Annotated in this window: 29 protein-coding genes and 1 pseudogene; 17 read left to right on the forward strand and 13 right to left on the reverse strand. The window is 69.2% G+C overall.

Going from position 1 to position 25,386, the window contains the following annotated elements; genetic code table 11:
• Positions 1-96 precede the first annotated feature (96 nt).
• The 5 genes from AB0I34_RS27750 to AB0I34_RS27770 all read right to left on the reverse strand — a co-directional run bounded on the left by AB0I34_RS27750 (position 97) and on the right by AB0I34_RS27770 (position 3,581).
• Positions 97-258 (reverse strand): hypothetical protein, encoded by a 162-nt coding sequence (locus AB0I34_RS27750; protein WP_360450445.1) that lies wholly within the window; start codon positions 256-258, stop codon positions 97-99.
• Positions 259-271: 13 nt separating this feature from the next.
• On the reverse strand, positions 272-400 hold the full coding sequence (locus tag AB0I34_RS27755; RefSeq protein ID WP_360450448.1) for a hypothetical protein: 129 nt from the start codon (positions 398-400) through the stop codon (positions 272-274).
• Between the two features lie 478 nt (positions 401-878).
• Positions 879-1,586: a GntR family transcriptional regulator gene (locus tag AB0I34_RS27760; protein ID WP_360450451.1), complete on the reverse strand. Its 708-nt coding sequence runs from the start codon at positions 1,584-1,586 to the stop codon at positions 879-881.
• Between the two features lie 7 nt (positions 1,587-1,593).
• Positions 1,594-2,124 carry a cysteine hydrolase gene (locus tag AB0I34_RS27765; protein WP_360450453.1) on the reverse strand — a complete coding sequence of 177 codons (531 nt, stop codon included), beginning with the start codon at positions 2,122-2,124 and terminating at the stop codon, positions 1,594-1,596.
• Positions 2,124-3,581: a cytosine permease gene (locus AB0I34_RS27770; protein WP_360450456.1), complete on the reverse strand. Its 1,458-nt coding sequence runs from the start codon at positions 3,579-3,581 to the stop codon at positions 2,124-2,126. Before AB0I34_RS27770 ends, AB0I34_RS27765 begins: the two co-directional genes overlap by 1 nt.
• 84 nt (positions 3,582-3,665) lie before the next feature.
• Here AB0I34_RS27770 and AB0I34_RS27775 point away from each other — a divergent pair, with 84 nt between their 5' ends.
• The 4 genes from AB0I34_RS27775 to AB0I34_RS27790 are packed head-to-tail and all read left to right on the forward strand — an operon-like array spanning position 3,666 to position 6,805.
• Positions 3,666-4,511 (forward strand): alpha/beta hydrolase, encoded by an 846-nt coding sequence (locus tag AB0I34_RS27775; RefSeq protein WP_360450458.1) that lies wholly within the window; start codon positions 3,666-3,668, stop codon positions 4,509-4,511.
• 4 nt (positions 4,512-4,515) lie between these two features.
• Positions 4,516-5,076 (forward strand): NADH-quinone oxidoreductase subunit B family protein, encoded by a 561-nt coding sequence (locus tag AB0I34_RS27780; protein WP_360450461.1) that lies wholly within the window; start codon positions 4,516-4,518, stop codon positions 5,074-5,076.
• Complete coding sequence (locus AB0I34_RS27785; RefSeq protein ID WP_360450464.1) at positions 5,073-5,885, forward strand: NADH-quinone oxidoreductase subunit C; 813 nt, start codon at positions 5,073-5,075, stop codon at positions 5,883-5,885. Before AB0I34_RS27780 ends, AB0I34_RS27785 begins: the two co-directional genes overlap by 4 nt.
• On the forward strand, positions 5,882-6,805 hold the full coding sequence (locus AB0I34_RS27790) for a GNAT family N-acetyltransferase (protein ID WP_360450466.1): 924 nt from the start codon (positions 5,882-5,884) through the stop codon (positions 6,803-6,805). The genes AB0I34_RS27785 and AB0I34_RS27790 overlap by 4 nt, the downstream gene beginning before the upstream one ends.
• On the opposite strand, the gene AB0I34_RS27795 is transcribed toward AB0I34_RS27790, so the two are convergent.
• The gene (locus tag AB0I34_RS27795) at positions 6,790-7,998 is read right to left on the reverse strand and encodes an NAD(P)H-binding protein (protein ID WP_360450469.1); all 1,209 of its coding nucleotides are present in this window, start codon (positions 7,996-7,998) and stop codon (positions 6,790-6,792) included. The genes AB0I34_RS27790 and AB0I34_RS27795 overlap by 16 nt on opposite strands.
• A gap of 61 nt (positions 7,999-8,059) precedes the next feature.
• On the opposite strand from AB0I34_RS27795, the gene AB0I34_RS27800 reads away from it, so the two are divergent.
• Positions 8,060-9,010, forward strand: coding sequence for a complex I subunit 1 family protein (locus tag AB0I34_RS27800; protein ID WP_360450471.1), 951 nt, complete (start codon positions 8,060-8,062; stop codon positions 9,008-9,010).
• On the opposite strand, the gene AB0I34_RS27805 is transcribed toward AB0I34_RS27800, so the two are convergent.
• From AB0I34_RS27805 to AB0I34_RS27820, 4 genes are all read right to left on the reverse strand, one after another.
• Complete coding sequence (locus AB0I34_RS27805; RefSeq protein WP_360450474.1) at positions 9,003-9,818, reverse strand: LLM class flavin-dependent oxidoreductase; 816 nt, start codon at positions 9,816-9,818, stop codon at positions 9,003-9,005. The two genes, AB0I34_RS27800 and AB0I34_RS27805, sit on opposite strands and share 8 nt — an antisense overlap.
• A 155-nt stretch (positions 9,819-9,973) precedes the next feature.
• Positions 9,974-11,116 (reverse strand): FAD-dependent oxidoreductase, encoded by a 1,143-nt coding sequence (locus tag AB0I34_RS27810; protein WP_360450477.1) that lies wholly within the window; start codon positions 11,114-11,116, stop codon positions 9,974-9,976.
• 66 nt (positions 11,117-11,182) lie between these two features.
• Entirely contained in the window at positions 11,183-12,055 is an 873-nt protein-coding gene (sigJ, locus tag AB0I34_RS27815) for an RNA polymerase sigma factor SigJ (RefSeq protein WP_360450480.1), read from the reverse strand.
• Positions 12,056-12,112: 57 nt separating this feature from the next.
• Positions 12,113-12,376, reverse strand: a complete 264-nt coding sequence (locus tag AB0I34_RS27820) for a hypothetical protein (protein ID WP_360450482.1) — start codon at positions 12,374-12,376, stop codon at positions 12,113-12,115.
• Between the two features lie 94 nt (positions 12,377-12,470).
• On the opposite strand from AB0I34_RS27820, the gene AB0I34_RS27825 reads away from it, so the two are divergent.
• From AB0I34_RS27825 to AB0I34_RS27835, 3 genes are read left to right on the forward strand one after another with little or no spacing between them, the layout of a single operon-like run.
• Complete coding sequence (locus tag AB0I34_RS27825) at positions 12,471-12,815, forward strand: YciI family protein (RefSeq protein ID WP_360450484.1); 345 nt, start codon at positions 12,471-12,473, stop codon at positions 12,813-12,815.
• Positions 12,816-12,861: 46 nt separating this feature from the next.
• A complete protein-coding gene (locus AB0I34_RS27830; protein WP_360450487.1) occupies positions 12,862-14,034 on the forward strand; it encodes an RNA polymerase sigma factor in 1,173 nt (390 codons plus the stop codon).
• Positions 14,035-14,063: 29 nt separating this feature from the next.
• Positions 14,064-14,741 carry an isochorismatase family cysteine hydrolase gene (locus tag AB0I34_RS27835; protein WP_360450489.1) on the forward strand — a complete coding sequence of 226 codons (678 nt, stop codon included), beginning with the start codon at positions 14,064-14,066 and terminating at the stop codon, positions 14,739-14,741.
• Between the two features lie 2 nt (positions 14,742-14,743).
• On the opposite strand, the gene AB0I34_RS27840 is transcribed toward AB0I34_RS27835, so the two are convergent.
• Positions 14,744-15,004: a hypothetical protein gene (locus AB0I34_RS27840; RefSeq protein ID WP_360450492.1), complete on the reverse strand. Its 261-nt coding sequence runs from the start codon at positions 15,002-15,004 to the stop codon at positions 14,744-14,746.
• A gap of 373 nt (positions 15,005-15,377) precedes the next feature.
• On the opposite strand from AB0I34_RS27840, the gene AB0I34_RS27845 reads away from it, so the two are divergent.
• From AB0I34_RS27845 to AB0I34_RS27875, 7 genes and pseudogenes are all read left to right on the forward strand, one after another.
• Complete coding sequence (locus tag AB0I34_RS27845; protein WP_360450495.1) at positions 15,378-16,136, forward strand: methylenetetrahydrofolate reductase; 759 nt, start codon at positions 15,378-15,380, stop codon at positions 16,134-16,136.
• Positions 16,137-16,336: 200 nt separating this feature from the next.
• A pseudogene (locus tag AB0I34_RS27850) lies at positions 16,337-16,570 on the forward strand (4Fe-4S binding protein); the annotation flags it as partial.
• Between the two features lie 134 nt (positions 16,571-16,704).
• The gene (locus tag AB0I34_RS27855; RefSeq protein WP_360450498.1) at positions 16,705-17,205 is read left to right on the forward strand and encodes an NADH-quinone oxidoreductase subunit J; all 501 of its coding nucleotides are present in this window, start codon (positions 16,705-16,707) and stop codon (positions 17,203-17,205) included.
• A gap of 1 nt (position 17,206) precedes the next feature.
• Positions 17,207-17,554, forward strand: coding sequence for an NADH-quinone oxidoreductase subunit NuoK (gene nuoK / locus AB0I34_RS27860; RefSeq protein ID WP_360450501.1), 348 nt, complete (start codon positions 17,207-17,209; stop codon positions 17,552-17,554).
• A complete protein-coding gene (locus AB0I34_RS27865; protein WP_360450504.1) occupies positions 17,551-19,314 on the forward strand; it encodes an NADH-quinone oxidoreductase subunit L in 1,764 nt (587 codons plus the stop codon). The genes nuoK and AB0I34_RS27865 overlap by 4 nt, the downstream gene beginning before the upstream one ends.
• Positions 19,311-20,822, forward strand: a complete 1,512-nt coding sequence (locus AB0I34_RS27870; RefSeq protein WP_360450507.1) for an NADH-quinone oxidoreductase subunit M — start codon at positions 19,311-19,313, stop codon at positions 20,820-20,822. The genes AB0I34_RS27865 and AB0I34_RS27870 overlap by 4 nt, the downstream gene beginning before the upstream one ends.
• Positions 20,819-22,270, forward strand: a complete 1,452-nt coding sequence (locus AB0I34_RS27875; protein ID WP_360450510.1) for an NADH-quinone oxidoreductase subunit N — start codon at positions 20,819-20,821, stop codon at positions 22,268-22,270. Before AB0I34_RS27870 ends, AB0I34_RS27875 begins: the two co-directional genes overlap by 4 nt.
• A 1-nt stretch (position 22,271) precedes the next feature.
• Here the strand turns inward: AB0I34_RS27875 and AB0I34_RS27880 are convergent, their stop codons facing one another.
• Positions 22,272-23,129 carry an arylamine N-acetyltransferase gene (locus tag AB0I34_RS27880; RefSeq protein WP_360450512.1) on the reverse strand — a complete coding sequence of 286 codons (858 nt, stop codon included), beginning with the start codon at positions 23,127-23,129 and terminating at the stop codon, positions 22,272-22,274.
• A 17-nt stretch (positions 23,130-23,146) separates the two neighbouring features.
• Here AB0I34_RS27880 and AB0I34_RS27885 point away from each other — a divergent pair, with 17 nt between their 5' ends.
• Positions 23,147-23,674: a GNAT family N-acetyltransferase gene (locus AB0I34_RS27885; RefSeq protein WP_360450515.1), complete on the forward strand. Its 528-nt coding sequence runs from the start codon at positions 23,147-23,149 to the stop codon at positions 23,672-23,674.
• A 26-nt stretch (positions 23,675-23,700) separates the two neighbouring features.
• Complete coding sequence (locus tag AB0I34_RS27890; protein WP_360450517.1) at positions 23,701-24,717, forward strand: lactonase family protein; 1,017 nt, start codon at positions 23,701-23,703, stop codon at positions 24,715-24,717.
• A gap of 64 nt (positions 24,718-24,781) precedes the next feature.
• Here AB0I34_RS27890 and AB0I34_RS27895 read toward each other — a convergent pair whose 3' ends face one another.
• The gene (locus AB0I34_RS27895; RefSeq protein ID WP_360450520.1) at positions 24,782-25,378 is read right to left on the reverse strand and encodes a hypothetical protein; all 597 of its coding nucleotides are present in this window, start codon (positions 25,376-25,378) and stop codon (positions 24,782-24,784) included.
• Positions 25,379-25,386: the final 8 nt, after the last annotated feature.

The following is a 25,386-nucleotide window of genomic DNA, read 5'->3' on the forward strand; positions in this document are numbered from 1 at the left end:
ACACAAATCGACGGCATCCCGTCCGCTGACCCTCCCGGGGAACGAAAACGCCGTCCCTGACCGTTCTTGTCGGGTCAGGGACGGCGGTCCCGGCGGTCATGCCGCCGTCGTGGGTCGGAGGGTCCGGCGCGCGTGCCGCGGCTCGGGCTGGTGGGCCCGCTCCGCGTGCTCCCGGCGCGTCGCCGCCCGGAACTCACGCTTGGTCCGCTCCTGCTTGTAGGCGGTCTCCGCCTGGATCAGCTGGGGTGTGATGAACATGGTCTGCCTCCCTTCAGGCTTTCCGGCCGAACAGGTGGGCGAGGTTCCGGCGGGTCCGGGGGTTCCGGTGCTGCCGGAAGTCGCGGCTGAGGCGCTCCCTGCGGTAGGCGACCTCTGCCTTGACCGAGTCGTTGAAGTACATGGATTCCTCCTGGTCTGGTGCCGGCTTCCTGCCGACACCCTCAATCTGCTCGTCTGAGGTGACCCCGCACATCGGAGTTCCTCCCTATCCCTGCGCCTCAGGCGCCCTTAGGCGCTCCGGGTACGGCGTAGGAGCTACCTAGGGAGCCCGGAACGACGGTGCGGCCGGCTCCCCGGAGGGAGCCGGCCGCTTGGACGGACGGGGGACGGCGGGTCTCTCGCGTTCACATCGCCGGACGGGCCCGCAGCTCGGGCGCGCAGGGCTCGGGAGACTGCACCTTGGGCTTGCGGTGGAACCAGCCGGGGCGCTGGAAGTCACGCCGCAGGCGGTTCTGTCGGTAACGGACCTCTGCCTGGAGCGAGTCTGGTGAGTAGAAGAACATTGATCTCCTCCGGGAGCTTGTCGATGAACAGACAGTGCTCGCCTGAGGGGGAGTGCCACATCGGCACAACTCCCTATGCCCGCCGGCCCGGCGCCCTTAGAAGCCGTAACTGAGGCTTAGTTCGAAGTGTTCGGGGTCCAGCAGGCAGTCGGCCTGCTCGGCGAAGGTGTCCGCCGCGGTCCAGCTGGTCCGCTCGGTGTGCAGGAACCAGGTCCCCTCGGGCCGGCCCAGCAACCCGGCCTCGGCATGGTTCAACGGGCGGCCGCGGAGCCGTTGCTCACAGTGGTCGAGATGCAGGCCCGCCCGGCTCAGCGTCGTACTGATCGAGCCGTTGTCCAGGCCGCGGCCGGGCAGGTCGCGCAACGACTCCAGTGCCGGGATCCGGCTGCGCTCCAAGGAGATCGGGACACCGTCCGGCAGTTGCCTCACCCGCTCGATCACGATCACGCCGGGGTCGTCCAGCCCGAGCCGCCCGGCCAGGCCGGGATCCTGCTCGAGGGCGATCTTCACCGTCCGCATCCGGGTCTCGACGCCCTGCTCGGACAGCGCGTGCGTCCAGCCGAGCCGGCCGTCCAGCGGCCGCCCGTCGAACAGCACGAACGACCCCTTGCCGGTCCGGGTGGCGATCAGCCCGTGGTCGGTCAGTACGGCGAGCGCGGCGCGGACCGTGTTCCGGCTGACCGAGAACCGCCGGGCCAGTTCGACCTCACCGGGCAGTCGCGCGCCACGGCGTACCAGGCCGGAACGGATCTCCCGGGTCAGGACCGCCGCGACGCGTTCATGCTTCAGTTCGATCTCGGGCATCGGCGGCTCACTGGGTACTACGGAGCTGGTCGATCGTGACGACTTCGAGCATCGGTGCGTAGAGCCGCATGATGTCGAGCGCCTTGCGGTGGTTGTCCGCGGTCGAGCCGGCACACGCCTCCTCGACCACCTGGACCTGGATCCCGGCGTCCACAGCGGCCAGCGCGGTGCTGATCACGCAACAGTCGGTGGTGACGCCGCCGAGGACCAGCCGCCCGTCCGGCGCGGCCGCCTCCGCCAGCTCCGGACCCCACTTGCCGAGCGTGGTCTTGTCCAGAGTTGCAGCGCCCTTGAACTCGTCGACGAGCTGGTAGTCGGCCGACTCCGGCGGCTGCAGCGCGAACGGGAACTCCTGGTAGTACGCGACCCAGGAACCGGTTGGTTTCTCCGGTGCCACGAACCGCGTGAAGACGACGTCCGGCGCGAACAGTTCGACCAGTTGCCTGGTGGGCTCGACCACCCGCCGGAAGTCCGGCGCGGCCCAGCCGGAGCCGGGATCGGCGAAGATCCGCTGCAGGTCGATCAGCGCGAGGACCATCAGGCGATCGCCTCCTGGGTGCGTACGGCGGCCGCACCGGCGAACCGCTGGACGACGAAGCCGAGCACCAGCGCGACCAGGATGCCCAGGTTCGCGAACGCCCAGTCTCCTTCCTTGCCGCCGAGGCCGAGCGGCCCGAGCAGGTAGCCCTGCCAGGTCAGCCACGACGCCAGCGTGTTCGTGACCAGTCCCCAGCCGATGCCGGTGGCAACGACCATCGTGATCACCGGCAGCCACCGCACGTCGCCGTACCGGCCGCGGGCGTCGTACAGGTCGGCCTCGGCGTAGTCGCGCCGGCGGGTCGCGAGGTCGGCGAGCATGATGCCGCACCAGGCCGCGATCGGGACGCCGAGCGTGATCAGGAAGCCCTGGAACTCGGCCAGGAACTCGCCGCCGTAGAACACCACGTAGATCGTGCCGGCGATCATCACGACGCCGTCGATCAACGCGGCGACGTACCGCGGTGCCGGCAGTCCGATCGCCAGCAGGGACAAGCCGGACGAGTAGATGTCCAGCACCGCGCCACCCACCAGGCCGAGCACGGCCACGATCACGAACGGCACCAGGAACCAGGTCGGCAACGCCTCCGCGAGCGCCCCGATCGGGTCCGCTGCGATCGCGGCGCTCAGATCCTGCGACGATCCGGCCAGCAGCAGTCCGAACACCAGCAGTACGACGGGTGCCACCGAGCCGCCGAACGTCGTCCAGCCGACCACACCGCGGCTCGACGACTCACGGGGCAGATAGCGGGAGTAGTCGGCCGCCGCGTTGACCCAGCCGAGTCCGAAGCCGGTCATCAGGAACACCAACGCCCCGATCACCTGCTGGCTCGAACCGCTCGGCAGCGCGGACACCGTGCTCCAGTGGATCTGGTCGGCGACCAGGATCATGTAGACGACGGTGAGTACGCCGGTGACCACGGTGATGATGGTCTGCGCCCGCATGATCAGGTCGAACCCGAGCACACCGCAGGCAACGATCAGTACGCCGACCACGACCAGCGCGATCACCTTCGTCAGGGTGCCGCCGCCCCAGCCGAGGCGCTCGAAGACGGTCGCGGTCGCCAGGGTGGCGAGGATCGTCAGCACGGTCTCCCAGCCGACCGTCAGCAGCCACGACACCACCGACGGCAGTTTGTTGCCGCGGACACCGAACGCCGCGCGGCCGAGCACCATCGTCGGCGCCGAGCCGCGCTTGCCGGCCAGCGCGATCAGCCCGCAGAGCAGGAACGAGAACACCACCCCGATCACCCCGGCGATGACCGCCTGCCAGAACGAGATCCCGAAGCCCAGCGCGAACGCGCCGTAGCTCAGCCCGAGGACAGAGACGTTCGCCCCGAACCACGGCCAGAACAGCTGGCTCGGCCGGCCCTTCCGGTCGGCGTCCGCGATCACGTTCAGCCCGTTGCTCTCCACCGCGAGTGCCCGGGTCTGCTGCACCTCGAGCTGGTCGGCCATGGTGACTCCCCACACTGAATGGACCTGTTCAGTCCTGTTCAATCACGGTAGGACGGAGGGTCGGAGTGGTCAACAATGAATGCCATGCTGAGCGACGCGGTGGACGGATTCAGGCTGGCGTACGACCGGGCCGGCGAGGGACCAGCAGTGGTGCTGCTGCACGGATGGCCGGGCGACCGGACCGACTACCGGCTGCTCGCACCGATGCTGGTCGAGCGTGGTTGCGAGGTGGTGGTGCCCGACCTGCGCGGTTTCGGGGAATCGGACCGGCAGTCGGCGGATCCTGCGCAGTACGGCGTCGAGGCGCAGGGGCGGAGTGTGATCGCGCTGGTGGAGGAGCTCGGGCTGGAGCGTCCGGTGCTCGCCGGGTACGACGTCGGCAGCCGGATCGCGCAGGGGATCGCGCGCAACCGGGCCGACCTGATCGAGGGCATGGTGGTCGCGCCACCGCTGCCGGGGATCGGGAAGCGGGTGTTCTCCGAGCGCGCGCAGGCGGAGTTCTGGTACCAGGCCTTCCATCGGCTGCCGGTGATCGAGGAGCTGATCGACGGGAAGCCCGACGCGGTCCGGTCCTATCTGCGGCACTTCTGGACGCACTGGTCCGGTCCGGGCTTCGAGCCGGACCTCGATCATCTCGTCGAGACCTACTCCGTGCCGGGTGCGTTCACCGCCTCGCTCAACTGGTACCGGGCGGGTGCGGGCTCGGTCGCCACCTCCGCGGCCGAGTCGTCGCCGCCGTCGTACGACCGGATCGGCGTACCGACGGTGGTGCTGTGGCCGGAGCTCGATCCGCTGTTCCCGCGCGCGTGGTCCGATCGGCTCGACGACTTCTTCAGCGACGTACGGCTTCGGCCCGTGGACGGTGTCGGGCACTACGCGCCGCTGGAGTACCCGGAAATCCTCGCCGAAGAGATTGTCGGACTAGGCTGACCACATGTCCCAGACCGAGCTGCCGATGCCGACCGTGCGGCCGGCTGTGGGTGCGCTGGCCAAGCTCGCGCCCGAGCCGGTCCGGTACCTGCTGAACTGGGGCCGCAAGTACTCCCTCTGGGTGTTCAACTTCGGCCTGGCCTGCTGCGCGATCGAGTTCATCGCCGCGTCGATGGGCCGGCACGACTTCATCCGGCTCGGCGTGATCCCGTTCGCGCCCGGTCCGCGGCAGGCCGACCTGATGGTGGTCTCCGGCACCGTGACGGACAAGATGGCGCCAGCGATCAAACGGCTCTACGACCAGATGCCGGAGCCGAAGTACGTGATCTCGTTCGGCTCCTGCTCGAACTCCGGTGGCCCGTACTGGGACTCGTACTGCGTGACCAAGGGCGTCGACCAGATCATCCCGGTCGACGTGTACGTGCCCGGCTGTCCGCCGCGGCCGGAGGCGCTGCTGCAGGGCATCCTCAAGCTGCAGGAGAAGATCGCCGGCGAGAACATGCCGAGCCGGTACGACGAGCCGTCCGCCGCGGCGCTGACCCGCGGCCTGGTGACGCCTCAGTGAGCAGCGACGCGCTCGAGGCGCTGACCGCGGCCGGCATCGCCGCGACCCAGTCCGACAGCTTCTCGCCGACGGCGATCGACGTACCCGCGGAGTCGTGGGTGGCGGCGCACGAGGTGTTGCGGGACGCCGTCGGGTACACGTTCTTCGACTTCCTGTCCGCTGCGGACGAGCTGACGGACGGGTTCCGGGTGGTCTCGCATCTCGCGGACTTCTGGGGTGGTGCGCACGTCGAGCATCTGCTGGTGCGCACGCTGATCCCGCGGGACAAGCCGGTGCTGCCGACGCTGTCCGAGTTGTACGCCGGGGCGAACTGGCATGAGCGGGAAACGTTCGAGATGTTCGGGATCAACTTCGAGGGCCATCCGAACCTGATCCCGTTGCTGCTGCCGGACGGCTTCGAGGGGAACCCGTTGCGCAAGGAGTTCGTGCTCGCGTCCCGGGTCGCGAAGCCGTGGCCGGGCGCCAAGGAGCCGGGCGAGTCCGACCACGCCCCGGCCCACGGCGCCCCCAGCCGCCGGCGCACCCTTCCCCCTGGCGTCCCCGACCCGGAAACCTGGGGCCCGCGCCCCGCCGGATCCCCTGACCCAGATCCACTAGCCCCCGCCCAGGCGGCGGCCACCCCGGCCCGCCCCCGCCGCGCCGGCGCCGAACGCCGCCCCCGCAAACAAGCCGAGGCCCCGCCACCGGAATCTCCCCCCGCGGAAGCGCCTTCCGCGGAAGCGCCCTCGGCGGATGCGCCCTCGTCGGAAGCGCCGCCCTCGGCGCGCGCGCCTTCGCCGGACGCTCCCTCGGCGGAGCCTGAGGCGTGATTCCGACTGCGGACGAGTTGGCGCGGTACACGCTCGACCGCCAGCACCCTCTCACGCGCACCTGGGTGGACGACGCGACGCGGCTGAAGTCGTTGGCAGAGGTGCACGCGGATCCGGACTTGCTCTTGGCAACAGATCTGGAGATCGCCGCGCTGCGTGTCGAGCGGTTCGCTCCGGGACAGCCCGCCGAGTCGATGCTCAACTACTGGCTGCCGGTCGGCGCCGACCTGCACGCGATGGTCAGCATGCGCTTCGAGGGCCTGGACCCGACCAAGCCCTTCGTCGACGCGACCCCGATGACCCGCGCACCGAGCACCGCGGACCTCCCCGCCCTGGCCGCAGTCGCACGCGAGGTCTACGGCATCCACAACCCGCACTACGTCCGCCTGTGGAGTGCCGAGGCTGGGATCCCTGGCACCCAACCCGACCGCCGTTTCTTCGCCGCCCCGATCAGTCAGCTACAACCTCACGACGTACCGCCCGAGCTCGCGCTCGTCCAGGCGCGCGGCGTCGACCACTACGACGAGGCCCAGCGTGCGTACGACGCCGTGGACGCCGCCCACCCACATCACACCGAAGAGGCATCTCTCCAGGACCGTGAAGATCTGGCCGAGTCAGCCGAGGAGGGCCTCCTCTTCGACATCACAGTCGACGGCGAGTGGGCCGGATACGCGGCCGGAGTCGACAACCCCGAGGACTCACTGGGCCTCCCCGCGTACGTCGTACGGGAGATGATCCTCGCCCCGAAGTACCGAGGCCGAGGCTACGGCCGCCACCTGAGCGCCCTCCTGGCCCAAGCCCTACCGGACCCAACCCGCATCCTCATCGGCACCATCCACGCCGCCAACCAAGGCGCCCGCACCGCCGCCCAAACCGCCGGCCGAAAAGACATCGGCGGCTGGCTTCAGTTGCCCTTGTAGTAGAAGACCTCTTCGCGGGTTATTTGGCCGGTGGTTACGGTGCAGAGGGAGAGTTTGGTGGTTTGGGAGGTTTGGCCGGTGGTGGGGTCGCGCTGGTCGAAGGTGAAGCGGATCGCGAAGCGGTCGTCGAGGAGGAGGGGGCCGAGGACCTGGACGCCGACGTACTCGATGCCGGCGCTGAGCCGTTGTGCGTTCTCGAGGATGGCATCGGCTCCCTTGAGTTCGATCTCCTCGCCGCCGGTTTCGAGTGGCGCGACGCGGACGACGTCCGGCGCGGCCAGTGCCATGGCCTCGTGGACGCGGCCGGTGCTCAAGAGGCTCACGTAGCGGTTCGCGACCTCGGCTGTGGACAGGACCCGGAACTCATCCGCGTGTTCCCGGGCCCAGTCCGCGAACGTCAGCGCCGGGCGGCCGGTGAGCTCCGCGACCGTGGTCATCACGGGCTCGGGATCGTCGACGAGCTTCGCCCAGTAGGTGACCGCGCTCTCCGCGAGCGCAGGGTCAGCGCCTTGGTCGAGCATCGCCTGCCGAGCCTGCTCAGCGGACAGTTCCTCGATCCGCATCTCCTTGCCCACGGCCCGCGCGATCGTCTCCACCTGCTCGGCCTGAGTCAGCACCTCCGGCCCGGTCAGGTCGTAGGCCTGCCCGATGTGCCGATCGTCCAGCAGCGTGAGTACGGCGACCGCCGCGATGTCCCGCTCGTGGATCAGTGACCGGCCGGCCTTCGGATACGGGAGCCGTACGACGTCACCGCCCCGGAAGTCCGCGGCCCAGCCCAGTGCATTGACGGCAAATCCTCCGGGCCGTACCGCGGTCCAGTCCTTACCCACCCGCCGGAGCAGCTCCTCGACGTCACCCCAGACTCCGCCGGACGGCGCGTTCAGCGAGGACAGGTACACGACTCGCCGCGGCAGTTCCGCAACGATCGCCTCCGCGCCATCCGCGCTGTACGCCGGCCACAGCAGGAGCGCCGCATCCGCGCCGGCCGCAGCCCGTCGTACCGCTGCCGGATCATAGAGATCGCCCTGGATCAGCTCGACGTCCGGCGGCAAGGCGGCGCGGTCAGGTTTCCGGACCAGGGCGCGGACGGTCACACCCGCCGCGCGCAGCCCATCCACCACATGCCGGCCGACGCGCCCGGTCGCTCCGGTCACCAGAACGGTGCTCAGCTGAGTCTGCTTCTCATCGGTCATACGACCCACCCTTTGACCTCAACGGTGGTTGAGGTCAAGTCGGACTCGATAGGGTGCGGTCATGCTGGAGTTCGTGGTGCGGGTGGTCGGCGTACTCGTCGCCTTCCTGGTGGCGCCCCTGCTGGTCGGCCAGGCCGAGCACAAGGTGATGGCGCACATGCAGTCACGGCTCGGTCCGATGTACGCCGGTGCGTTCCACGGGTGGGCGCAGCTGGTCGCCGACGGCGTGAAGTTCGTGCAGAAGGAGAGCGTGGTCCCGGCGGCCGCGGACCGGCAGGTGTTCGAGTGGGCCCCGATCGTCGCGATCCTGCCGTACCTGGCCGCGCTGGCCGCGATCCCACTGGCGCCGGGCATCGTCGGTGCGGACCTCGACTCCGGGCTGTTCTTCGTGCTCGCGGTGATGAGCATCGGCGTACTCGGGTCGCTGATGGCGGGATGGGGGAGCGGCAACAAGTACAGCCTGCTCGGCGGACTCCGGGTCGCGGCGCAGCTGATGAGCTACGAGCTGCCGTTCGTGCTGTCCGCGGCGAGCGTCGCGGTCGCGGCCGGGTCGCTGAGCCTGTCGGGGATCGCGACCGCATGGAACCCGTGGTGGTTGCTGTGGCAGCTGCCCGGCCTGGTCGTGTTCTTCATCGCCGGGCTGGCCGAGTTGCAGCGGCCGCCGTTCGACATGCCGGTCGCGGACTCCGAGGTGATCTTCGGGCCCTACACGGAGTACACCGGTCTGCGCTTCGCGATGTTCCTGCTCGCCGAGTATGCCGGGATCGTCGTACTGGCCGGGCTGACGACGGTGCTGTTCCTGGGTGGTTGGAGCGGTCCCGGGCCGGACTCGATCGGCTGGATCTGGACCATCCTCAAGGTCGCCCTGGTCTCGGTCGTCGTCATCTGGGTGCGCGTGTCGTTCCCCCGCATGCGAGCCGACCAACTCCAGAAACTCGCCTGGCAAGCCTTGGTCCCCATCGCCCTGCTTCAACTCGCGATCACGGGCGTCGGCGTCACCCTCTTCAACTGAGGGGTGGGCCGGCGGCCAGGCGGGCGTGGAGTTCTTCGGGGGAGATCTCGGAGCCGTCTTGGAACCACCAGGTGACGCCGGCCTCTTCGTACTGCGCGGCCAGGGCGGCATCCGGGGCGCCGGCCGGGCTTGGGGACCAGATGGCGATGTCGGCGTTCTGGCGGCCACCGGACCTCTCGAAGTCGGCGCGGATCGTGGCGAGTTCGTCGATGGTGGGGAGCCGGAAGTCGTCGGCCTCGTCCCTGATCTGCGGGAACAGTCCGTCCGCGTTGCGGGCGCCTCGGACGGGACCGGTCCGTGGCCAGAAGCCGCTGGTCCAGATCGGGATGTCGCTGGCGGGGAAGCGGACGTCGGTGGCCCGGTAGTACCTGCCCTCGTGCTCGACGGGTTCGCCGGCGAGGAACTGGTGCAGCAGCTCGGCGCCCTCGTCGAGCCGCTCGGCGAGCTCTCTGCGCTTGGCGGACTCACCGAACCGGGTGTAGTCCCAGCCCGCGCCGGTTCCGAGGCCGAGGATGAGGCGGCCGTTCGAGAGGTCCTGCAGCGTGCCGGCCTCGAGGGCGAGCTTGGCCGGGCGGCGCCGGGGCAGGGGGACGACCATCGGGCCGATCAGGATTCTGCTGGTGGCTTGGGCGATCGCGGCGAGAGTCACCCAGGGATCGGCAACCGGCGGGTCGTAGGTGGGGGAGCTGAGCAGGTCCCACACGAAGAACCCGTCCCAGCCGTGGTCCTCGGTCGCCCGCGCGAGATCGCGGAGGACCTTCGGGCTGCCGTACTCGCCGAACGACTTCACATAGGTGGCGTAGCGCATGGTCTCTCCAACCAGCTCCGTTCGCACTGGTATTCCTGGACCGCGTGCACGCCGACAGGTAGTGCACCGGCGAGACACCGTACACCGGCACGCGGGTGCGCTCAGGTGCACTACGAACCGCCGGACACTTCCTGTCGGGTTGCACAGGGCCCCGGTCAGGCGGCGGATTCTTCGCGGGGGAAGAACGGGAGTTCGACGCTGACGCGATCGGCGGCGGCGAGGATCTTTGCGCGGTCGTCCACCGGTGGGTGGATGGCTTGGTTGATGCCCTTCTTGACGGCTGCGCCCTCGGCGCCCGACGCCATCACTCGGCGGTCCCAGCCCCGGGTGAAGACTCCGCCGGCGGCGCCGAGGTCAAGGCAGGTGACGTAAGGGCCGGGAGCGAAGTCGCGCAGAGGTACGCCGAGCAGGTCGGCCGCCGCGTTGTACCCGGCGACCTTGCCGAGCGGTGTCGCGTGCTGGCAGGCCTGCATGACCGTGTGCTCAGCGTCGAACGCCGCCGCAGCCGTGTCCCCCGCGACGAACACCTCCGGAAGCGCACGCAGCCGATCGTCCACCGGCACCCGTCCCAGGTGGTCGAGCTCGTCGGAGATCTGACGGGTGAGCTCGCTGGCTCGCATCCCGACGGACCAGACGACGGCGTCCGCGTCGACCTTGCTGCCGTCGGACAGTACGGCGTACCCGTCGCCGACCTCCGACACCGTCGTACTGAGGCGGCGTTCGATACCCAACTCGTCCAGCGCAGCCTCGATCTCCCTGCGCGGCCCCGGCCCGAGCTGTGCCCCGACCACATCTGACCGATCGACCAGCAGCACCCGGCCCCGCGAGGCCAGTTCGGTCGCAGCCTCCAGACCGACGAACCCGGCGCCGACGACTACGGCGGCGTAGTCGCGCCGATCCCGCAGATGGTCGGTCAGCCGCCGGGCTCCGTCCAGCGTGTCGATGTCGAAGAGCCGTTCAGCGCCTGGCAGTCCTTCGGGCTGAACCAGCTTGCTGCCCGCCGCCAGCACCAAGCGGTCGTAGCCGATCTCGTTGCCGTCGGCCACCACCACGCGGCGGTCGGTGTCGATCGTGCTCACCGAGGCTCGCACGTGCTCGACGCCGATCGGACCGAGGACCCGGCTGAGCTCCACCTTGGCCAGATCCGGCTCCGGCTCGTACAGGCGTGGCCGCAGTACCAGGTGCTCGTTCGGTGCGATGAGTGTGATGCGCAGATCGGCGTCGCCGCGTGCGAGCGCCGCTCCTGCCGCGCTCCAGACACCGGCGAAGCCGCCCCCGATGATCACAACGTGTGCCACTGTCTCGTCCTCTCTCAGCCGCACCCCGCGGATCGGGGCGTGCGGCAGGGAGACAACACGGCGGACTCAGATGTGACCGAGGTGCGCCAGCTTCTCGGGATTGACCTGTCGCCGGAACGCCGTGATCCGCCCGTCGGCGACCTCCACGGTGTCGAGCCAGACGAGCGTGCCGCCGCGGTACGTCGCGAGCGCCGGCTGCCCGTTCACCTCGATGATCCGGACCGCGTCGGGACGCCTGAGCTCGATCTGCCTGGCCGTCAGCTTGGCGATCCGCTCGGGACCCGTGACCGGCTTCCGGGCGGCGGTCACCTTGCCGCCGCCGTCGGCGACGTACACCGCCTGGGGATCCAGCAGTGCGACGAGCCCGGCCAGGTCTCCTGCGTCGGCGGCCGCCTTGAACGCCTTGAGCACGCGTTCGGTCTCGGTCTTGGAGGCCCGCGGTGTCTCCTCGACGGTGGCGACTCGCGCCCGCGCGCGGGAGGCGAGCTTGCGGCTGGCGGCAGGCGTCGTACCGAGCACCTCGGCGATTCTGGCGAACGGGAAGTCGAAAACGTCATGCAGTACCAGGGCGACGCGTTCGGCGGGGGTGAGCGTCTCCATGACCACCAGCATCGCGGTGCTCACCGACTCGTCCATCAGCACCTTGGCGGCGGCGTCCGGGCCGGTCAGCAGCGGTTCGGGCAGCCAGGGCCCGACGTAGGACTCGCGCCGGACGCGCGCCGACTTCAGCACGTTGTACGACGTACGCGCGGCCAAGGTCACCAGCCATGCGTGCAGATCCCGGACCTCCGACAAATCCGCGGCAGCCGCACGCAACCACACGTCCTGCGTCACGTCCTCGGCCTCCGTCACGGTGCCGAGGATCCGGTACGCCGCGCCGAAGACCGCGGGACGATGCGCTTCCCAATCGGCCTCCGACAACGCCCTGGTCTGCTCCACCGTCACCCTCTCGCCGCCACTGTGATCAATGATCACTCTAGGCAGGCCTCCGCGCGCCTACGGCGTTGCCAGTGCCTCCGTGGGGGAAAGGCGGGAGGCGCGGATCGCGGGGTACAGGCCGGCCAGGGCGCCGATGACCAGGGTCGCCGCGATACCGCCGGCCAAGGCCCAGACGGGGATGACGGTCAGCCAGTTCTGGTACGACGCGTAGGCGGTGGTGACCGCTGATCCGAGTAACGCTCCGCCGACCCCGCCGAGTGCGGACAGGAGTAACGACGTGGCAACTCCTCGCCCGACCGGCGGTCTGGAAATCCGCGTCACCCTCCTGCTAATGCCTTGACTTGTCGTGTCGCTGCCTGTCGATCCGGGCTGAGGCTGTTCGTGTAGGGGTGACAGGACTTACGAGGAGGCCGAGATGAACCAGTACCTGCTCAGCATCTATCAGCCTGATGGACCGCCGCCGGCGCCGGAGGTTCTGGAGCCGATCATGCGGGAGTTGGGGGCTTTGAACGAGGAGATGCAGGCGGCGGGGGTCTGGGTGTTTGCGGCTGGGCTGCATCCGCCGGAGACTGCGACTGTGCTGAAGGTGTCCGGTGACGACGTACTCGTGACGGATGGGCCGTTCACCGAGGGGAAAGAGCACTTGGGTGGGTTCACCGTGATTCAGGTCGAGGATCTGGATGCGGCGTTGGGGTGGGCGCGGCAGCTGGCTCGGGTGCTGAGTCCGTTGTCGATCGAGGTGCGGCCCTTTGCCGGCTGACACCGGACCCCGACGACCCGACGCCACGCCTGAGCGGATTGCGGGTGTGTTCAGGGCCGAGCATGGGCGAGCGGTTGCGGTACTGGCCCGGGTGTTCGGGGATCTGGGGATCGCGGAGGACGCCGTACAGGATGCGTTTGCGGCGGCCGTGGAGAAGTGGGCGGACGGCGGCGTACCGCCTAGCCCGGCCGGGTGGATCATCACGACGGCGCGGAACCGGGCGATCGACCGGCTGCGGCGGGAGTCGGTGCGCGAGGACAAGCATGCGCAGGCGGCGTTGCTGCATGCGCAGGACGAACCGGTGGAGGAGGGCGTTGTGCACGACGACCGCCTCCGGCTGATCTTCACCTGCTGCCACCCGGCGCTCGCGCTGAACGTAAGGGTCGCGTTGACACTGCGCATGCTCGGCGGGCTCACCACAGCCGAGATCGCCCGTGCGTTCCTGGTGCCGGAGTCGACGATGGCGCAGCGCCTGGTCCGCGCCAAGGCGAAGATCCGCGCGGCCGGCATCCCGTACCGCGTCCCGTACGAGGCCGACCTGCCCGAGCGCCTCCGTGGCGTGCTCGCCGTTGTCTACCTGATCTTCAACGAGGGGTACGCCGCCTCGTCCGGCGAGACGCTCGTCCGTGACGAGCTGTCCGCGGAGGCGATCCGGCTCGGCCGCGTACTGGTCGACCTGATGCCCGACGAACCCGAGGCCGTCGGTCTGCTCGCACTGATGCTCCTTCAGCAATCCCGCCGTTCGGCGCGGGTGGGGCTGGACGGTGCCATGGTTCTGCTGGCCGACCAGGACCGCGACCGCTGGGACCGCGAGCTGATCGCCGAAGGCCAGGACCTCGTACGCCGCTGCCTGCGCCGGAACCAGCCTGGTCCTTATCAACTGCAAGCCGCCATCAACGCCGTCCACGCCGATGCGCCGACCGCGGACGACACTGACTGGCCGCAGATCCTGCAGCTCTACAACCACCTGCTCACGCTCACGCCAACTCCCGTCGTCGCGCTCAACCGCGCCGTCGCAGTCGCCGAGGTCGAAGGCCCGGCAGCAGCCCTTGCCCTCATCGACGACCTCGACCTGAGCTCGTACTACCTCTTCCACGCGATCCGCGCCGACGTCCTCACCCGCCTCGACCGCTCCGACGAAGCTCGTACGGCGTACGAGGCCGCCCTCGACCTCACGTCCAACGAAGCTGAGCAGGCGTTCCTGCGTTCCCGGCTTTGATGTCGGTGGGACCTGGCAGGGTTCCGTGCATGACTGAGCCGCCTGCGCTGCACGACTGGCACATCGAGCCCCGCGAGTACGCGCGACAGGAGAGTCGTCGCGGCCGGCGGCATGCGTACGAGAGCTTGGATCCAGCGCGGACTGCACTGGTCGTCGTCGACATGGTGCCGTTCTTCGTCGGCCTTGGCGGCTATCAGCAGGGCATCGTGCCGAACATCGCTCGGCTCGCCGACGTACTGCGGTCTGCCGGTGGGACCGTCGCGTGGGTGGTGCCCGGGTTCAGCGAGCCCACTGCCGTGACGGTCGAGTTCCTTGGAGCTGAGGTGGCCAAGCTGTTCAGCGAGTCCGGTGGGAGTGGTCCGGTGCGCGAGCGGGTCTGGCACGAGTTCGAGATCCACGAGGCGGACCTGCTGGTGGAGAAGACCGCGACGAGTGCGTTCTTCCCTGGGCGCTGCGACCTGCACGGGCTGCTCTCCGGGCGCGGCATCGACACGGTCCTGATCACCGGCACCGTGGCCAACGTCTGCTGCGAGTCCTCCGCCCGGGACGCGAGCACCCTCGACTACCGCGTCGTCATGGTCGCCGACGCCAACGCCGCCCGCCGCGACCTGGACCTCAACGCCACCCTCTACACCGTCTACCGAACCTTCGGCGACGTCCGCCCAACCTCAGAACTCCTCGCACTACTCGACCCTGAAATGCACTGACCCTAGCGGAGGCGGTACTTGCGCTTCTCACGCTGGTTGTGGGTGTCCCGGCGGCGGCTGGCTGGGCGGGTGATGCGGATCGCGAGGGCGCCGAGCGCTCCGACGATCGCGCCGAAGACGGCCGCGACAGGACTCATGAAGATCGCAGAGTCGGTCCACTCGTCATGATTCGGCCCGGTCGCAAACCACGAGAACGCGACATTGGCGAAGACCATGGCCAGGGCGCCGATCACCGCGCCGGCCAGTACCTGAGAGCGCCCCATTTCCTGAGCGTAGGTGCGCCGGCGCTTTCCGCAAACCGCAACTGGCGCGCCGCGACAGACAAGAGGTCGAGCTGGAACGCCGGTTGGCTCCGCGAGGTGGATCTCCGGAAACAAATGGCCGCCAGGCGACCCAAATGGTCCGCAAAGCAGGACCACCGATCCGACCACCACAGCCGGCCGCAGTTCGCCGCTGACCGGGTGCTGGAGCTGGTGCCTGAGCCCAGGATCCCGGGAGGCGGAACACCCACCAGGGGCTTGAGACAGGTCATGATCTGTCGGGACCCACCAGTTCCTGTTCCAGGCAGGACGCGTGCTGGTGTCCTTTGGGTGGAATGGGGCGTTGGGTGGGGCGTGGAGTTAGTAGGGTCCAGGGGTGCGGGGATTCGACGTGGTGTGTGAGGTGGAGCCGCCGACGCGGCCGGATTTGAAGCGGGTTCGGCATCAGATCGGGGTGATGAGTCCGATCGCGGATGCGTTTCTGATCCCGGACAACCACATCGGCCGGGCGACCGTGTCGAGTGTGGCGGTGGCGAACGAGGTGCAGGCGATGGGGTCGCGTGGGATCGCCTGCCTGAACTCGCGGGACCGGAACCTGCTCGGTTTCCGCCGGGATCTGCTGACTGCGGCGGCGTACGGCGTCGAGCAGTTCCTGTTCGTGCACGGGGACGACCCGGCCGAGGGAGCGCGGACCAGCCAGCTCACGGTGCGCACCATGATCGAGCAGGCGCGCGAGACGTCGTACCCGGGCTGCAACCCGTTCCAGGTCGGGGCGGCGACGCGGCTGCGGGCGGTGCCGCGGTGGAAGGCCGAGGCGGACTTCCTGTACGTCCAGGTCAGCTACGACCTCGGCGAACTCCTCCGCTGGCGGGAGAGCGTCAGCCTCGACATTCCCGTGTACGCCGGAGTCATGGTGCTCGCCAGCGCGAAGATGGCCCACAACCTGGCCGCACTTCCGCAACTCACCATCCCCGAAACGCTGATCGAGGCTGTCGAGCGGGACCAGGACGCGGGCGTCGACCACGCCTGCGAGCTGATCCTGAGCATCCGCGACAGCGGCGCTTTCGACGGCGTCCACCTCATCCCCGTCAGCCGCTACCGCCAGGTCGCGGCCCGTCTCGAGCGCGAGCTCTGACCGCCGGGTCGGCGCCGGATCGGGCCGGAACCGACTAGTCTCCTGCTAGGAACGGAGCTACGGACGGAGGAGGAGGCGTGGGTGTTCCTGGCAAGGGGTTGATCGAGGGGCTGAAGGTCACCGCGAAGACGCTGGCCCGCCGGTCCGTCACCGAGCAGTACCCGGATGTCCAGCCGGAACTGCCGCCGCGCAGTCGCGGGGTGATCGCGCTGCTGGAGGAGAACTGCACCTCCTGCATGCTGTGCGCCCGCGAGTGCCCGAGCTGGTGCATCTACATCGACTCGCACACCGAGACCGCGCCGTCGGTCGGTGAGCAGGCGCGGGAGCGCAGCCGGAACGTGCTGGACCGGTTCGCGATCGACTTCAGCCTGTGCATGTACTGCGGGATCTGCATCGAGGCCTGCCCGTTCGACGCGCTGTTCTGGTCGCCCGAGTTCGAGTACGCCGAGACCGACATCCGCAACCTGACCCACGAGAAGGAGCGGCTCCGCGACTGGATGTGGACGGTCCCCGCGCCGCAGCCGATCGACCCGGGCCCCACTGTCACTCCCGCGCCGGAGGACGACGCGTGACGACTGCCCTCTTCAGCGTCGCCGGAGCAGTCGCACTCATCGCCTCCGTCTTCGTCGTCACCTCGCGCCGGATCGTTCACGCCGCCCTCTGGCTGGTCGTCGCCCTCGGTGCGGTCGCCGGCTGTTTCGGCGCGCTGCATGCCGAGTTCGTCGCGCTGGTCCAGATCCTGGTATACGTCGGCGCGATCGTCGTACTCGTGCTGTTCGCGCTGATGCTGACCCGGGCACCGATGAATCCGCTGCCCAGCCTGACCACCGGCCGCAGCCCGTTCGCCGCGGTGGTCGCGGGTGTCCTGGCGCTGTTGCTCGGCACCGGTGTCGTGATTGCCTTCGGCAACGAGAAGATCGACCCGGTGCCGGCCGGATCCGCCACCGACGTGGGCACGGCGATCTTCAGGACCTGGGTGCTGCCGTTCGAGGTGCTGTCGGTTCTGTTGCTGGCGGCTCTGATCGGTGCCATCGCCCTGTCCCAGCGCAAGAAGGCGAAGGAGGACTGACGTGCCGCTGATCCTCCCGCTGCTGCTCGCCGTCCTCCTGTTCTGTATCGGGGTGTACGGCGTCCTCGCCCGCCGCAACGCGATCACCCTGCTGATGTCGTTCGAACTGATGCTCAACGCGGTGAACCTGAACCTCATCGCGTTCGATGCCTGGCGCATCGACGGCCTGGCCACCGGCCAGACGCTGGCGGTCTTCGTGATCACGCTGGCCGCGGCCGAGATCGGTCTCGGGCTCGCGATCGTCCTGCTGCTGTTCCGGGGCCACGGCCACGTGGATGCCGACGCGGCCCGCGACCTGGCCGAGCAGGACACGCAGGAGGAGCTGCAGGAGAAGGGTGCGGCGACGTGATCGCAACCGCCTGGCGGGTGGCCGGTGTCGGCTTCTCCCTGCTCGTCATCCTGGCCGCCGGCCTGCTGTACGGCGTCTCGCCGGACCAGGTCGCGTTCCTGAACTCGTCCGTCGGCGACCTGACCATCGGTTTCGCCGTCCGCACCGACGACCTGACGGTGCTGATGCTCGCGGTCGTCGGCGTGATCGCGACCTGCGTCCAGGTGTACTCACTCGGCTACCTGCATCAGCGCCCGGCGTCGTACCACGCGCTCGTCACGCTGTTCACCGCCGCGATGGTGACCGTCGTCATCTCGGACAGCCTGTTCCTCCTGCTGATCGGGTGGGAGATGATGGGCGCCTGCTCGTACCTGCTGATCGGTCACTACTGGGAGCGTCGCGACGCCCGCTCCGGCGCGGTCAAGGCGTTCCTGATGACCCGGCTCGGTGACGTCGGCTTCCTGTTCGGCATCTTCGTTCTCGGCCTCGGCGCCGGCACGTTCCGGATCTCCGAGCTCGACCCGGCGGAGATCTCACCCGGCGTACTGACCACCGGGACCCTGCTGCTCCTGGTCGGCGTGGTCGGCAAGTCGGCCCAGGTCCCGTTGCAGACCTGGCTTCCGGACGCGATGCCCGGCCCGAGCCCGGTCAGCGCGCTGATCCACGCGGCCACGATGGTTGCCGCCGGCGTCTTCCTGATCGCTCGCCTGTACGACGTGTTCGCGGCCTCCGAGACGACCATGACCGTGCTGGCTGTGGTCGCCTGCGTGACCATGCTGTTCGCCGCGCTGTGTGCGATGGCCGCGGTCGAGGTGAAGCGGGTGCTCGCGTGGTCGACCGTGAGCCAGCTCGCGATCATGTTCTCGGCCTTGTCCCTGGGTACGGCGGACGGCCGGCACGCGGCGTTGTTCCATCTGGTCACGCACGCGGCGTTCAAGGGGCTGCTGTTCCTCTGCGCCGGTGTGCTGCTGCATCAGGTCGGCAGTGCGGCCTTCGTGGTGCTCCGCCGCTACACCCGACGCGGCCGGCTGCGGAAGGCGCTGCAGGTCACCTTCGTGACGATGACGATCGGTCTCGCCTCGTTGGCCGGCGTACCGGGGTTCGCGGGGTTCTTCTCCAAGGACGCGGTGATCGAGGCCGCCTGGCATCACGCGCGGGACGGTTCGGTCGTTGGATGGATCGTGCTGGTATCGGTGTGTCTGACTGCGGCGTTCACCGCGTTCTACTGCACGCGGATGTGGCTGTGGGTGTTCTTCCGGACACCCGCCCTCGCCGGGGCGCTCGGTGCCTTCGAGGACGAGAACGGGACGGCCGACCTGGACGAGCCCGACACCTCGAAGCTGCGCGACGCCCCCTGGGTGATGCTCGCGCCGCTGGTCCTGCTCGCGGTGGCCTCGATCGTGCTCGGGTACGTCGACGGCGTCCACCTCAACTGGGGCATCGGTGCGGTGTCGACCGTGCTCGTGCTACTCGGCGCGTTGCCGGCGTACTCGCTGTGGTCGCGCGGCGCTGATCCGCGGCCGGTCGTGCTCGAGCGTGAGTTCGGCGTCGATACGGCGTACCACGGGATGTTCGTCGTGCCGGTGCGGTGGCTGGCGAAGCTGACGGTCGCGGGGGATCGGGACGTGATCGGGGCTTATGTACGGGCGGCCGGGCGCGCGGGGACGCTTGCGTCGCAAGGGTTCCGGCGGCTGCAGACCGGGAACGTGCAGACCTATCTGACCGCGGCTGTGGTCGGTGTGGTCGCGCTGGCGGTGCTCGCTGGGGTGATCAGCTCATGAGCGCGATCCTGCTGGGGATTCTGGCGCTGCCCATCCTCGCCTCGCTCGCGTTGTGGACGCTCCCGGCTGCGGTCGGCGACCGGCTCGCGGCGATGTACGGCTCGGTGATCTCGGGGCTCGTGCTGATCGGGTCGCTGCTGCTCTGGCCGCGCAGCGAAGGCTGGTTCGCCTACGTACCGTCTGAGGGCGGCCGACCGCTGCAGGCCGTGACGGACGTGCCCTGGATCCCTGCGCTCGGTGTGCGGTTCCACGTCGCGGTGGACTCGATCTCGATGCCGCTGATCGTGCTGACCGCGCTGCTGACCTTCCTGTGCTGCCTGTACTCGTTGAAGATCACGCCGCGGATCGGCCGGACCCGGTCGCTGATCGCACTGCTGCTGGTGATCGAGGCCGGCGTGATCGGCACCTTCTCGGCGATGGACCTGGTGCTGTTCTTCGTCTGCTTCGAGATCGTGCTGATCCCGATGTGGCTGGTCATCGACATCTGGGGCGACGACCATGACCCGGTCGGACGGAAGCGGGCCGCGAACACCTTCGTGCTGATGACGGTGCTCGGGTCGGCGCTGATGCTGCTCGGGTTCCTGCTGGTGTACCGGCAGGCGGGGACGTTCGACATCGTCCGGTTGACCAACTCCCCGGTGCTCGGCGGTCACGGCGTCCCGCTGGCCGCAGCGGTCCTGATCGCGGTCGGCCTGGCGGTGAAGGTGCCGCTGTGGCCGCTGCACATCTGGCTGCCGGACGCGCACGCGAAGGCGCCGACGGTCGGGTCGGTCCTGCTGGCGGGCGTCCTGCTGAAGCTGGGGACGTACGGCCTGATCCGGATTCTGGTCCCGGTGCTGCCGGACGCCACCGCGACCATCGCGCCGTACCTGGCCGGCTTCGCGACGGTGGCGATCATCGCCGGGTCGCTGGCGTGCCTGGCGCAGACCGACGTGAAGCGGCTGATCGCGTACTCGAGCGTCGGGCACATGGGGTTCATCGTGCTCGGCATCTCCACGCTGTCGCAGGCCGGTCTGCACGGCGCGCTGTTCGCGAACATCGCGCACGGGATCATCACCGGTCTGCTGTTCTTCCTGGCGGGTGCGATCAAGGACCGGCACGACACCAGCGACCTGCGCGCGCTCGGCCGCGCGCTGTACGCCCGGCTGCCGCGGATCGGTGGGTTGCTGACCTTCGCCTGCCTGGCGTCGCTCGGGTTGCCCGGGCTGGCCGGGTTCTGGGGCGAGATGCTGGTCCTGCTCGGCGCCTACCGCCCGGCCGATTCGTTGCCTCGGACAACCTACTTGGTCTTCATGGTGATCGCGGGCCTGGGCACGGTACTGACCGCGGCGTACTTCCTGCGGCTGGTACGCAACCTGTGCCAGGGTGACCCGGCCGAGAATCCGGCGTCGGCGTTCGCGGTCGACCTGAGCCGGATCGAGCTGATCACCTGGGCGCCGCTGATCACGCTGACCGTGCTGCTCGGCGTCTGGCCCGGGCTCCTTCTGCACCAGTGGGGGACCCTGTGACCCTGACCTGGACCGATTGGCAGGCCATCGCCGTACCGCTCGTGCTCGCGGTCGGCGCTGTCGCCGTACTGCTGATCGACGGCTTCTGGCGCAGCGCATCGGCGCAACTGCGGCACACGGTGGTCACGCTGCTGACCGTGGCCGTGATCCTGTTCGGACTGGTGTTCGTCTGGGCCCAGCGGGACGACTTCAAGCCCGCGTTCTGCCGTCCCGCGGTGGAAGGGCCGGCCGAGTGCAGCCTGGTGTTCGAGCCGTTGACCGCCGGGTTGTGGGCGGTGTTGCTGATCGGCGCACTCGGCGTCGTCGGACTGTCGGCGTACCGGCTGCTCTCGGCGGACATCCCGGTCGGTGAGTACCACTTCCTGCTCCTGAGCGCGCTGGTCGGTGCGACTGTGCTCGCCGGTGCGCGCGACCTCGCCACGGTGGTGATCGGGCTCGAGGTCGTGTCGCTGCCGAGCTTCGCGATGGTCGCCCTGCGCCGGGACAGACGCGGATCAGAGGGTGCACTGAAGGCGTTCCTGGTGTCGGTGCTCTCGACCGCGGTAATGCTGTTCGGCATCTCCTATCTGTACGGCGTGACCGGATCGCTGTACCTGTCCACCATCGCCAACCGGTTGTCCGGCCTCGATCCGGAGCTGCGCCGGGTCGCCTTCGCGGCGGGGCTGTTCGTGATCGTCGGGTTCGGGTTCAAGATCGCGGCGGTGCCGTTCCACGGCTGGTTGCCCGACACGTACGTCGGTGCGCCGATTGAGGTGACCGCCTTCCTCGCAGTGGTGTCGAAGTCGGCCGGTGTCGCCGGTCTGCTCGTGCTGGTGACGTCCGGGGTCGCGCCGAGCGGGTCGGAGTTGCGGACCGTGGTCGCGATCCTGGCCGCGCTGACAATGACGGTCGGCAACCTGGCCGCGCTGCGTCAGCAGGAGGCGGTGCGGCTGCTCGCGTGGTCGTCGATCGGTCAGGTCGGCTTCCTGCTCGCGCCGCTCGCGGTCGGCGACGCCCAGGCGGTCGTCGGGTATCTGGCGGCGTACGTGGTCGTCACGGTCGGGGCGTTCGGAGCTGTCGCGGTCGTCCAGCGGCACCGGCCGGGTGGGCTGCTGACCGACTACCGCGGCATGGTGCGCTCCGAGCCGGGCCTGGCCGGCGCGTTGATCTTCTTCCTGGTCGTGCTGGCCGGTCTGCCGCCGGGCCTCGCCGGTCTGTTCACGAAGTTCGCCGCCTTCCAGGCGGTGATCGACGCGCACCTCGGCTGGCTCGCCATCGTGATGGCGATCAACGTGATGATCGGCCTGGCCGTCTACCTCCGCTGGATCGCCGAACTCTTCCGCCTGCCCGCCGACGACCCCTTCTCGGTCGACATCGAGTCCCCGGCCGTCGCCATGATCTCCCTCTGCGCCGCGACCGCCGCAGTCCTCTCCATCCTCCCGAGCACCCTCTTCTCCCTAGCCATCTGACCTAGTGCCCTGCGCTCGCCTGCTTGGCGAGGAAGTCCTCGTACTGCGACCAGACGCGGCGCCAGAGTTGGTCGCGATCGGCCTGGGTGTAGTGGGGGAGCGGGAGGAGGAACACGTCCGCCAGTACGGCGAAGTAGTCGGTCGGGTTCTCGATGATGGTGGTGTCGATCCGGTCGGCGAACGTCTCGGACAGGCCGACAGAGCGCAGTACGACGACTGACGACGGCTTCCGGCGGAATGCGGAGGCCAACCGGCGGAACGCGGAGTTCGGGTTGGTCGACAGGTTCGCGTGCTGGGCGGCGAAGGCATCCAGGCCGACCGCGGCGGACTCGAAGTCCATGCCGATCATGTTGGCCCGCGGGTCGTGGTCCAGCCGCCAGCCGTCGACCTTCTCGGACGGACGCAACCGCAGTTTGTACGGCTCCTGGTACACGCTGCACTCCTCGAGTGGCAGCGGATGCACCAGAGCCTCGCCGAGGCCGGCATCGACCATCCAGACCTGGTCGGGATCCTCGATCAGCCCGCTCACCGTGAGCACCATGTGGCTGGCGTCGACGTCGCCAGCGCGGGTCGGGGTCTCCGCACCGCCTCGGTGCATCTGCACGCGGTAGCCGAGCTCGGTGAGCAGAAGTGCCATGGTTCCGTTCAGCTGGAAGCAGTACCCACCGGTCTCGCGCGCGATGATCCGCTTCGCCGACTCCTCAGGCTCCAGCGGTCCGCCCGGGGCCAGCTGGAACTGCACGGACTCGTACGGCACCTGGCCGACGAACGCCTCGTGCAGCCGCGACAGACCGTCCAGCCGCGGCGGTCCGTCGTACCCGCTGAGTCCGATTCGCTGGAGGAACGCCTGGGTGTCCATCCGCATAGGCTAGCCACGTGATCGAAGTACTCGCCCCGGCCGAAGCCGTTCAAGCCGCCCCGGAGCTGGCCGAGGTTTTCGTGTCCGCCTTCGGCGCCCCGGGGTACGACGAGGACCGGGCCGACGCCGAGCGGTTTGCCACCGAACAGCTTCCGGTGCACGCCGAACGGGACGATTTCAAACTCGTTGCCGCCCGCTCGGACGGCAGGATCGTCGGATTCGCGTACGGGTTCACCGGGCAGCGCGGGCAGTGGTGGCCGGACCGGGTCGCGGCCGCCGTGCCGGCGGAGCTTGCCGAGGAGTGGGTCGGCGGTCACTTCGAGGTCGTGGAGCTCGCCGTCGCGGTCGAGGCGCAACGCCAAGGGCTCGGGACGGCCTTGATGGAGGCGCTGATGACCGATCTCCCGCATCGGAAGGCGCTCCTCTCGACGTACGTCGACGACCGCCCGGCGCCGAGGCTCTACCAGCGGATGGGGTGGCGGGTCCTCGTCCCCGATCTGGGCTGGGGGTCGGCGCTCTACGGATTGGACAGGGCGATGCCGTAGGCACCGGGACCTGGCAGGGTAGGGCCATGACTTCTGAGCGGATCTATGTCGGGAGCTACACCAATCAGCCGGGCGGTGGGGACGGCATCGGGTTCGGGCCGCTGGAGGCGATCGCGCTCGCGGTGACGACCGCGGATCCGTCCTTCCTGGTCAGGTCCGCCGACGGCCGGTTCCTCTACGCAACCAGCGAAGGCGAGCAGGGCAGGGTCGTCGCGTTCGCGATCCAGCCGGACGGTGGGCTCGAGTTGCTGAACGACCGGCCGACCGAGGGCAAGCACCCTTGCCACCTGGAGATCGACCCGTCCGGTCGCTACCTGTTGACCGCCAACTACACCTCGGGCTCGGTCGCGATCTACCCGATCGGCGCCGATGGCTCACTCGGTACGGCGACCCAGGTCATCCAGCGCGAGGGCACCGGACCGAACCAGGAGCGCCAGGAGGGCCCGCACGCCCACCAGGTGGTGTTCGACCCGTCCGGGACGTACACGTTCGACGTCGACCTCGGCTCGGACACCGTCTACACGTCCACGCTGACCGCGGATGGGCAGCTGGAGGAGGTCGACCGGCTCCGCATCCACCCGGGCGCCGGGCCGCGGCATCTGGTGTTCCATCCGCGCGCCGGAGCGGGGTACGTGATCAACGAGCTCGACTCCACGCTGACTGTCTGCAGCTACGCCGACGGCAAGCTTCAGGTTGTGCAGACTGCGTCGACGCGGCCGGCGGACTCGCCGGGCGAGAACTTCCCGGCCGAGCTGCTGATCTCCGCCGACGGGCGCTTCCTGTACGGCTCGAACCGTGGCGACAACACGATCGCGGTGTTCGCGATCGCCGGCGACGGGCTGTCGGTCGAGCTGGTGCAGACGATCGGCTCCGGCGGGGACTGGCCGCGTCATCTTGCCTTCAGCAACGACGGGAGCCGGTTGTACGCCGCGAACGAGCGCTCGGACACGATCGCGACGTTCGCGATCGACGGCGACGGCAGGCTGACCGTCGACGGGACCGGAATCAGCTGGCCGAAGCCGGTCTGTATCCTCCCGGTCTGACGCACCGCGGCCGGCCGCCGGCAGGCTGGCCGCTCGCCGGGTGGCCGGGTGGCCGTTGGCCGGCTCAGCCGGTGATGTCGGCGGCGAGCTTCTCGGCGTCCTCCTGGGTGAAGTTGCCGTAGATCTGAACCTGGCCCGCGATGATGGGTGCGTTCACGCTGGGCGCGCTCACCACCCGATCGCCGACGACGATCGCGACCTGGTTGAGCGGCGGCTGCTTCGCGGTCAGCTCCGTCGTGAGCTCACTGAACGACTTCGTGCCCGTCTCATCCAGGCCCAGGTTGACCACCCAGGTCGGATCGTTGGACGACTGTGCCGCCTTCACCTCGGACACGTGGCTGCCGTCGAGCTCGACCGCGCCGAGCTTGTACCGGGTGCCATCCGTTCCGCACCGCAGCTCGCCGGCAGCCGGTGAACTTCCGTTGCAAGCATTCGGCTCGGCCGCCAGCACCGGACGGAACTGCACCGAACCGGCCGCGGCCGGCTTGCTTCCGGCTGCCGCTGTCGGCTTGTCATCGCGTCCACGCAGGATCAGCACCGTCGCAGTCGCCAGTACCGCGACCAGCACCAGACCGAGAACGACAACCAGCACCACCGGCCCCCGGCTCCGCTCCGGTGGTACGCCGTACTGCGGCCCCGGGTAGGGAGTCTGCTGCGACATGACACGCG

The sequence above is a fragment of the Kribbella sp. NPDC050281 genome (genome assembly GCF_040655855.1).
Classification (GTDB): domain Bacteria; phylum Actinomycetota; class Actinomycetes; order Propionibacteriales; family Kribbellaceae; genus Kribbella.

Excerpts from the sequence above, each read along its gene's own strand:
- AB0I34_RS27880 (WP_360450512.1), bottom strand. The coding sequence starts at position 23,129 with ATGGACACCCAGGCGTTCCTCCAGCGAATCGGACTCAGCGGGTACGAC.
- AB0I34_RS27840 (WP_360450492.1), bottom strand. The coding sequence starts at position 15,004 with ATGGGGCGCTCTCAGGTACTGGCCGGCGCGGTGATCGGCGCCCTGGCC.
- AB0I34_RS27870 (WP_360450507.1), top strand. The coding sequence starts at position 19,311 with ATGAGCGCGATCCTGCTGGGGATTCTGGCGCTGCCCATCCTCGCCTCG.
- AB0I34_RS27795 (WP_360450469.1), bottom strand. The coding sequence starts at position 7,998 with ATGACCGATGAGAAGCAGACTCAGCTGAGCACCGTTCTGGTGACCGGA.
- AB0I34_RS27780 (WP_360450461.1), top strand. The coding sequence starts at position 4,516 with ATGTCCCAGACCGAGCTGCCGATGCCGACCGTGCGGCCGGCTGTGGGT.
- AB0I34_RS27770 (WP_360450456.1), bottom strand. The coding sequence starts at position 3,581 with ATGGCCGACCAGCTCGAGGTGCAGCAGACCCGGGCACTCGCGGTGGAG.
- AB0I34_RS27775 (WP_360450458.1), top strand. The coding sequence starts at position 3,666 with ATGCTGAGCGACGCGGTGGACGGATTCAGGCTGGCGTACGACCGGGCC.
- AB0I34_RS27835 (WP_360450489.1), top strand. The coding sequence starts at position 14,064 with ATGACTGAGCCGCCTGCGCTGCACGACTGGCACATCGAGCCCCGCGAG.
- AB0I34_RS27800 (WP_360450471.1), top strand. The coding sequence starts at position 8,060 with ATGCTGGAGTTCGTGGTGCGGGTGGTCGGCGTACTCGTCGCCTTCCTG.
- AB0I34_RS27755 (WP_360450448.1), bottom strand. The coding sequence starts at position 400 with ATGTACTTCAACGACTCGGTCAAGGCAGAGGTCGCCTACCGCAGGGAG.
- AB0I34_RS27750 (WP_360450445.1), bottom strand. The coding sequence starts at position 258 with ATGTTCATCACACCCCAGCTGATCCAGGCGGAGACCGCCTACAAGCAG.
- AB0I34_RS27760 (WP_360450451.1), bottom strand. The coding sequence starts at position 1,586 with ATGCCCGAGATCGAACTGAAGCATGAACGCGTCGCGGCGGTCCTGACC.
- AB0I34_RS27895 (WP_360450520.1), bottom strand. The coding sequence starts at position 25,378 with ATGTCGCAGCAGACTCCCTACCCGGGGCCGCAGTACGGCGTACCACCG.
- AB0I34_RS27805 (WP_360450474.1), bottom strand. The coding sequence starts at position 9,818 with ATGCGCTACGCCACCTATGTGAAGTCGTTCGGCGAGTACGGCAGCCCG.
- AB0I34_RS27765 (WP_360450453.1), bottom strand. The coding sequence starts at position 2,124 with ATGGTCCTCGCGCTGATCGACCTGCAGCGGATCTTCGCCGATCCCGGC.
- AB0I34_RS27825 (WP_360450484.1), top strand. The coding sequence starts at position 12,471 with ATGAACCAGTACCTGCTCAGCATCTATCAGCCTGATGGACCGCCGCCG.
- AB0I34_RS27890 (WP_360450517.1), top strand. The coding sequence starts at position 23,701 with ATGACTTCTGAGCGGATCTATGTCGGGAGCTACACCAATCAGCCGGGC.